The organism is Actinomadura rubrobrunea NBRC 15275 (assembly GCF_001552235.1).
In the GTDB taxonomy this organism is placed as follows: domain Bacteria; phylum Actinomycetota; class Actinomycetes; order Streptosporangiales; family Streptosporangiaceae; genus Spirillospora; species Spirillospora viridilutea.
In genome coordinates this window covers 22,678-29,776 of record NZ_BCQU01000078.1, presented here as the reverse complement: position 1 = coordinate 29,776, position 7,099 = coordinate 22,678, and the positions used below count along the sequence as shown (strand labels likewise).

6 protein-coding genes and 1 tRNA gene are annotated in these 7,099 nt (G+C 73.0%); 4 read left to right on the top strand and 3 right to left on the bottom strand.

Annotation, left to right across the window (positions count from 1 at the left end; all coding sequences use genetic code 11):
* Positions 1–11 precede the first annotated feature (11 nt).
* Together AR3_RS21875 and AR3_RS21870 are read right to left on the bottom strand one after the other, a co-directional pair.
* Positions 12–428: a CoA-binding protein gene (locus tag AR3_RS21875; RefSeq protein ID WP_067916372.1), complete on the bottom strand. Its 417-nt coding sequence runs from the start codon at positions 426–428 to the stop codon at positions 12–14.
* A gap of 90 nt (positions 429–518) precedes the next feature.
* A complete protein-coding gene (locus AR3_RS21870) occupies positions 519–1,793 on the bottom strand; it encodes a UDP-glucose dehydrogenase family protein (protein WP_390099325.1) in 1,275 nt (424 codons plus the stop codon).
* 235 nt (positions 1,794–2,028) lie between these two features.
* Between AR3_RS21870 and AR3_RS21865 the strand changes: the two genes are divergently transcribed.
* From AR3_RS21865 to rlmB, 3 genes are all read left to right on the top strand, one after another.
* Positions 2,029–3,198, top strand: coding sequence for an acyl-CoA dehydrogenase (locus AR3_RS21865; RefSeq protein WP_067916368.1), 1,170 nt, complete (start codon positions 2,029–2,031; stop codon positions 3,196–3,198).
* A gap of 145 nt (positions 3,199–3,343) precedes the next feature.
* Positions 3,344–4,741: a cysteine--tRNA ligase gene (gene cysS / locus AR3_RS21860; RefSeq protein WP_067916366.1), complete on the top strand. Its 1,398-nt coding sequence runs from the start codon at positions 3,344–3,346 to the stop codon at positions 4,739–4,741.
* Positions 4,742–4,931: 190 nt separating this feature from the next.
* Positions 4,932–5,867 carry a 23S rRNA (guanosine(2251)-2'-O)-methyltransferase RlmB gene (gene rlmB / locus AR3_RS21855; RefSeq protein WP_083951766.1) on the top strand — a complete coding sequence of 312 codons (936 nt, stop codon included), beginning with the start codon at positions 4,932–4,934 and terminating at the stop codon, positions 5,865–5,867.
* A 135-nt stretch (positions 5,868–6,002) separates the two neighbouring features.
* Here the strand turns inward: rlmB and AR3_RS21850 are convergent.
* Positions 6,003–6,075: transfer RNA gene (locus tag AR3_RS21850), tRNA-Thr, on the bottom strand.
* 432 nt (positions 6,076–6,507) lie between these two features.
* Here AR3_RS21850 and AR3_RS21845 point away from each other — a divergent pair.
* Positions 6,508–6,942, top strand: a complete 435-nt coding sequence (locus tag AR3_RS21845; protein WP_067916377.1) for a hypothetical protein — start codon at positions 6,508–6,510, stop codon at positions 6,940–6,942.
* Positions 6,943–7,099: the final 157 nt, after the last annotated feature.

Sequence of the window (7,099 nt, the reverse complement as noted above, 5' to 3'; positions counted from 1 at the left end):
GGACAGAACAACTAGCGGCGCAGGGCCCACTCCACGCCCGGGCAGCGGTCCATGACGACGTCCAGCCCGGCCTCCTGGGCGCGCCGCGCCGCCGCCTCGTCCACCACGTCCAGCGGCAGCCACACGGCCCGCGCGCCCACCGCGATGGCCTCGTCCACCGCCTGGCCCGCGTGCTCGGCCCGGCGGTAGATGCCCACCACGTCCAGCGGACCCTCCTCCGCCGGGATCTCGGCCAGCGAGGTGTACCCGCGTTCGCCCAGCACCGTCGCCCCGGACGGATGCACCGGGATGATCCTCTTGCCGCGCTGCTGCAGCAGCCGCGCCTGCGTGTACGCCTCCCGCTCCGGGTTGTCGCCCAGGCCCACGAAGGCCCACGTCTTCGACTCGTGCAGCAGCCGCCGGATCACGTCGACATCAGCGAATCCCATGCGACGCACAACGCCGCCGCGAGGGACTTGCTTCCCGGGCCGCGGGAGCGGTCGCGCCCGAGGGAGCGCGCCGCCGGCGGCGCACCGGGGTCAGGGGCGTCCGAGGGCCCGGTAGGTCCAGCCGGCGGCGCGCCACAGCTCGGGGTCCAGGGCGTTGCGGCCGTCGACGATGTTGCGCTCGGCGACGACGCCGGCCAGGTCCGCCGGGTCGAGGTCGCGGAACTGCCGCCACTCGGTCAGCAGCAGGACGACGTGGGCGCCGCGGGCGGCGTCCTGGACGGAGGCGCCGTACGTCAGCTCGGGATGGGCGCGGCGGGCGTTGTCCATGGCCTGCGGGTCGTAGACGGTGACGGCGCCGCCCTGGGCGTGGATGGTGGACGCCACGTCGAGGGCGGGGGAGTCGCGCACGTCGTCGGAGTTGGGCTTGAACGCCGCGCCGAGCACGCCCACGGTGCGTCCGGCGAACGAGCCGCCGAGCAGCTCGCGGGCCAGGTCGACCATGCGGATGCGGCGTCGGATGTTGATCTCGTCGACCTCGCGCAGGAACGTCAGGGCCTGGTCGACGCCCAGCTCCCCGGCGCGGGCCATGAACGCGCGGATGTCCTTGGGCAGGCAGCCGCCGCCGAAGCCGAGGCCCGGGCCGAGGAACTTGCCGCCGATGCGGTCGTCGTACGACAGCGCGAGCGACAGCTTGGTCACGTCGGCGTGCGCGGCCTCGCACACCTCGGCCATCGCGTTGATGAAGGAGATCTTGGTGGCCAGGAACGCGTTGGCGGCGACCTTGACCAGCTCCGCGGTGGCGTAGTCGGCGACGATGAACGGGACGCCCTCGCCGATCATGGACGAGTAGATCTCGCGCAGCACCTTCTCGGCCCGCTCGGCGGCGCCCTGGTCGTCCGGCACCCCGGCGACGATCCGGTCCGGGTGCAGGGTGTCCTCGACGGCGTAGCCCTCGCGCAGGAACTCGGGGTTCCAGGCCAGCACGGCGTCGCCGCCGGCGGGCGCCAGCTCGGCCAGCCGCGCGGCCAGCCGGGCGGCGGTGCCGACCGGGACGGTGGACTTGCCGACGACCAGGCAGGGGCGGTGCAGCCGCGGCGCCAGCTCCTCGATCACCGCGTCCACGTAGGTCAGGTCCGCGGCGTACTCGCCCCGCTTCTGGGGGGTGCCCACGCACACGAAGTGCACGTCGCCGAATTCGGCCGCCTCGTCGTAGGAGGTGGTGAAGCGCAGTCGTCCCGCGGCCAGGTTGCGGCGCAGGATCGGCTCCAGGCCGGGCTCGTAGAAGGGCAGGTCGCCCGCGGCGAGCCGGTCGACTTTCGCGGCGTCGGTGTCCAGGCCGACCACCTCGAAGCCCAGGTCCGCCATGCAGGCGGCGTGGGTCGCGCCGAGGTAGCCGGTTCCGATCACCGTCAGGCGGTGCGCCAAGACAACTCCTCTCGATCAGTCGCGGTCCCCGCCGGGACCTCGCCCCCGGCCCGTCGGAAACCTCCCCCGGCCTTCTCGTGGTCTCGTGCCTGCGGTCGTGCCCGTGGTCGTGCCCGCGGCCGACGGGTACCCCGCGACCGGTCGGCGCAGTGTACCGGCCGGTAGCATCTGCGGTATGAGTCCCGACATTCCCACGTATGCCCCGTCGGACGAGCACGAGATGCTGCGTGCCACGGTGCGCGAGCTGGCCGAGGCCAAGATCGCGCCGTATGCGGCGCAAGTGGACGAGGAGTCCCGATTCCCGCAGGAGGCTCTGGACGCGCTGGTGCAGAACGACCTGCACGCGGTGCACATCCCCGAGGCGTACGGGGGCGCCGGGGCCGACGCGCTGGCCACCGTGATCGTGATCGAGGAGGTCGCCCGGGTGTGCGCGTCCTCCTCGCTGATCCCGGCGGTCAACAAGCTCGGCACGGTGCCGGTGCTGCTGGCCGGCTCCGAGGAGCTGAAGAAAAAGTACCTGACCCCCGTCGCGCGGGGCGAGGCCATGTTCTCCTACGCGCTGTCCGAGCCCGAGGCCGGTTCGGACGCCGCCTCGATGAAGACCCGGGCCGTGCGGGACGGGGACCACTGGGTGCTCAACGGCACCAAGATGTGGATCACCAACGCGGGCGTCTCGCAGTACTACACGGTCATGGCCGTGACCGACCCGTCCGCGGGGGCGCGGGGGATCTCGGCGTTCGTCGTCGAGAAGGACGACGAGGGCGTGTCGTTCGGGGCCAAGGAGCGCAAGCTCGGGATCAAGGGGTCGCCGACCCGGCAGGTGATCCTGGACAACGTGCGGATCCCGGCCGACCGCATCATCGGGGCCGAGGGCACCGGGTTCAAGACCGCCCTGACCACCCTGGACCACACCCGCATCACGATCGCCGCGCAGGCGATCGGCATCGCGCAGGGCGCGCTGGACTTCGCGCTGGGGTACGTCAAGGAGCGCAAGCAGTTCGGCAAGGCGATCGCCGAGTTCCAGGGCGTGCAGTTCATGCTGGCCGACATGGCGATGCGGCTGGAGGGCGCGCGGCAGCTGACCTACCACGCGGCGATCAAGTCCGAGCGGGCCATGAACGGCGAGTCGGTGCCGGACCTGACCTTCGTGTCGTCGGCGTGCAAGTGCCTGGCCTCGGACGTGGCGATGGACATCACCACCGACGCCGTCCAGCTGCTCGGCGGGTACGGGTACACGCGCGAGTTCCCGGTGGAGCGCATGATGCGCGACGCCAAGATCACCCAGATCTACGAGGGGACGAACCAGATCCAGCGCATGGTCATGGCCCGCCAGCTCCTGAAGTAGCGGTCGCGAGCGGCCCGGAGCGCCGCGCCGCGGCCCCTCGGAGGCGGGCGCGGAGCGGTCCCGGCGGACGCCGTCCGCGGCCCGAGGGACCCGCGCGGACGCGAAGGGCCGCACGATCGCACTTGGGATCCAATAACCTGGGCACGTGAGTCTGCGCCTGTACGACACCGGAACCCGTAGCGTCCGCACGTTCGAGCCTCTGGAAGAGGGCCGCGTGGGGATGTACGTGTGTGGTGCCACGCCGCAGGCCGCCCCGCACATCGGCCACCTGCGCTCGGGCGTCATCTACGACGTGCTGCTGCGCTGGCTGCGCCGCTCCGGCTACGAGGTGACCTTCGTCCGCAACGTCACCGACGTGGACGACAAGATCATCGCAGTGGCGCAGAGCGAGGGCCGCCCGTGGTACGCCGTGGCCGAGGCCAACCAGCGGGTGTTCACCAAGGGCTACGACCTGCTCGGGTGCCTGCCGCCCACGGTCGAGCCGCGCGCCACCGGGCACGTCCCGGAGATGATCGTGCTGATCCGGCGGCTGATCGAGGCGGGCCACGCCTACGCCGTCGGCGGGGACGTCTACTTCGACGTGAAGTCCTGGGCCGACCGGTACGGGGCGCTGTCCAACCAGCGCCTGGACAACATGCGCCCGGCCGGGGACACGCCGAACGAGGAGCTCAAGCGCGACCCGCGCGACTTCGCCCTGTGGAAGAGCGCCAAACCGGGCGAGCCCTCCTGGGAGACGCCGTGGGGCGAGGGGCGCCCCGGCTGGCACCTGGAGTGCTCGGCCATGGCCACCAAGTACCTCGGGCCCACGTTCGACATCCACGGCGGCGGCGTCGACCTGATCTTCCCGCACCACGAGAACGAGGTCGCCCAGTCGCAGGCGGCCGGGGACGGGTTCGCCCGCTACTGGCTGCACAACGGGCTGCTCACCGTCGACGGCGAGAAGATGAGCAAGACGGTCGGCAACGTCGTCCTGCTCGACGACCTGCTCGGCAAGGCCCGCCCCGCGGAGATCCGCTACTACCTGGCGTCGGCGCACTACCGCTCCCTCATGGACTACACGGACGCGGCGCTGGCCGAGGCCGTGTCCGCCTACCAGCGCGTCGAGGGCTTCGTGACCCGCGCCGCCGAGGTCGTCGGCACGGACCAGGCCGCGGCGGAGCTGCCCGAGGCGTTCACCGCCGCGATGGACGACGACCTGGGCGTTCCGCAGGCGCTCGCCGTCGTGCACGAGACGGTGCGGGAGGGCAACAGCGCCCTGGCGTCCGGCGACCACGACGCCGCGCGCCGTCACCTGGCCTCGGTGCGGGCCATGATGGACGTCCTGGGGCTGGACCCGCTGTCGCGGCAGTGGGCCCGCGCGGGCGAAGAGGACCTGCTGCCCGTGGTGGAGGCCCTGGTCGCCGTCGCGCTGGAGCAGCGCCAGGCGGCCCGTTCCCGCAAGGACTACGCCTCGGCCGACGCCATCCGCGACCAGCTCGCCAAGGCCGGGATCGTCGTCGAGGACACCCCGCACGGCCCCCGCTGGGAGCTCAAGCGGAACTGAACCCGGCCGCCGCCGCGCGACGGGATCGAGGCGCTCCCGCGCGCGGCGCGTCCACCTCCCGCGGCGCGACGTGCCCGCCTCTCGGGCGCCGAGGCACGTCGGTCCGCGGCATAAGATCGCGTGTTCAGGGCGTTCGCCGCCGCGCCGCCCTGGCGCGAGCGACACTGCAGAAGGACGTACGGAAGCAGCCATGGCCAAGCGCAAGGGCAAAGGGCCCACCCCCAAGGCCGAAGACCGGCACTGGCACGCCAAGCGGCAGCTGGCCCGGGCGGCCAAGAACGCCCGCCGCACCGGCACCCCCACCCTGGGGCCGGGAGGACGGGCGAAGCTGGCCGAGGCGCGGCGCGCCGCCGAGGCGGCCGCCAAGGGCCGCCCCGCGGGCGCCCGCCGCGCGGACGGCGAAGTGCCCGAGCTCGTCACCGGCCGCAACCCCGTGCTGGAGGCGCTGCGCGCGGGCGTGCCGGGCAGCGCCCTGTACGTGATGTCCAGCGGCGACGACCGCGTCCGCGAGTCGATCCAGCTGGCCGCCGACCGCGGCATCCCGCTGCTGGAGACCGCCAAGCCCGAGCTGGACCGCCTCACCGACGGCGCCGTCCACCAGGGCATCGCCCTGCAGGTGCGGCCGTACCGGTACGCCCACCCCGACGACCTGCTGAAGGCGGACGTCCCGCTGATCGTCGCGGTGGACGGCGTCACCGACCCGCGCAACCTCGGCGCGATCGTGCGGTCGGCCGCGGCGTTCGGCGCCTCCGGGGTGGTGGTGCCCGAGCGCCGCGCCGCCGGGGTGACGGCGGGCGCCTGGAAGGCGTCGGCCGGGACGCTGGCGAAGCTCCCGGTCGCCCGCGCCACCAACCTGGCCCGGCAGCTGAAGGCCTACCAGCAGGCGGGCTGCTTCGTGGCGGGCCTGGACGCCCGCGGCGCCGTCACCGTCGCCGACCTGGAGATCGCCGAGGGCCCGTTCGTACTGGTCGTCGGGTCGGAGGGCAAGGGCCTGGGCCGGCTGGTCGCCGAGACGTGCGACATGCTCGCGACCATCCCGATGCCGGGCGGCGTCGAGTCCCTGAACGCCGGCGTCGCCGCGGGCATCGCCCTGTACGAGGTCGCCCGCCGCCGCGGCGCGTCCTGACCCCCGCTGATGAGCGGCCGACGCGGCGAGCGGCGGGCCGGCTCCTGACGGCGCGGCCGCATCTCGGCCGCATCAGCCCCGCCTCTGGACCGCGCAGGGCCCTGTCCCGATCCCGGGACAGGGCCCTGACGTGCGAGCCGGTGAGGGGACTTGAACCCCTAGCCGCTTGTTTACAAGACAAGTGCTCTGCCAATTGAGCTACACCGGCAGGTTCGTCCCGCATCGTAGTCGACGCCGCCGGTGGTGTGCGTCCGGATATCGCGCGCGTGGCGATCCTCTCGGCGGCGTTCTCGAGCATGCGTTGCGGAGTTTGAGGCATGTGCGCCGACCCGGCGGTGACGGATGCGCGGCGCCACCGGTTGGGGAGCGGCGCACCGCGACTCGACGGGGCCGGGGCGAGCGCGTTGTGCGACGGCTCGGGCTCGGCGCTTGTTTCGGTCTGCCTGTGCGAGTCGGTCGGCGCGGCCGACAGTCGGCGAACCGCGGGGCGGCCTCGCCCGCCGCGGGCGGAGGATGCGCTGCTCATCGCGTCGGCCGGGTGCCGACGTGACGATCCTCTCAACCGCCTCACCAGGGGACGTGGCCGGGTTAACACCGTTCGGCGCCTTTTGTTACTCGCGAGTAGGGCATGCTGGTCGCCATGAGAGCCAAACCCCTGTTCGTTGTGGCGGGCGCCGTCGGCGGCACCCTGGTGGCGACCGCCGCCTTCGTGCTGAACGGCAACGCCTCCGAGGCGCCGAAGGCCGTCGCCTACCGGGACGTCAACAAGATCGCGGCGGTTCTGCGCGACCACGGCGCGGACGGGTGCGAGGCCGACGCCACGCGCGTGGAGTGCAGGCACGAGGGCCGCTACGTCGCGGGCACCGTGCTGACTCCGGGGCTGACCATGGACGCGGCGCTGAGCACCTGGCGCACCGGCGTGGCCCAGAGCGCGCTGGGCGAACAGGGGCCGTTCGCGATCCTGCAAGGCCCCAACTGGCTCGTCACCGGGCCGGGCGCGCTCATGCGCGAGGCGTCCCAGGAGCTCGGCGGGCGGCTGATCAATTGCGACCGCCCCTACGGGGCCTGCCGCTAGAACCGTCCGCCCGAGGGCGGTCATGAGGCGCGCTGTCCAAGAGCGTGCCCCAATGTGCCGAGTGCCCGAGCCGAGCCGTGTCCCCATGGCAGAATGACACGCGTTCGGAGGGCGCCGTGACGCGCAATGGTCCGTGCTCGGACGCCCCGCCGGCGAG

Bases quoted from the DNA above. Each gene is read 5' to 3' on its own strand.
- AR3_RS21875 (WP_067916372.1), bottom strand. From the start codon at position 428: ATGGGATTCGCTGATGTCGACGTGATCCGGCGGCTGCTGCACGAGTCG.
- AR3_RS21870 (WP_390099325.1), bottom strand. From the start codon at position 1,793: ATGGCGGACCTGGGCTTCGAGGTGGTCGGCCTGGACACCGACGCCGCG.
- AR3_RS21865 (WP_067916368.1), top strand. From the start codon at position 2,029: ATGAGTCCCGACATTCCCACGTATGCCCCGTCGGACGAGCACGAGATG.
- rlmB (WP_083951766.1), top strand. From the start codon at position 4,932: ATGGCCAAGCGCAAGGGCAAAGGGCCCACCCCCAAGGCCGAAGACCGG.
- AR3_RS21845 (WP_067916377.1), top strand. From the start codon at position 6,508: ATGAGAGCCAAACCCCTGTTCGTTGTGGCGGGCGCCGTCGGCGGCACC.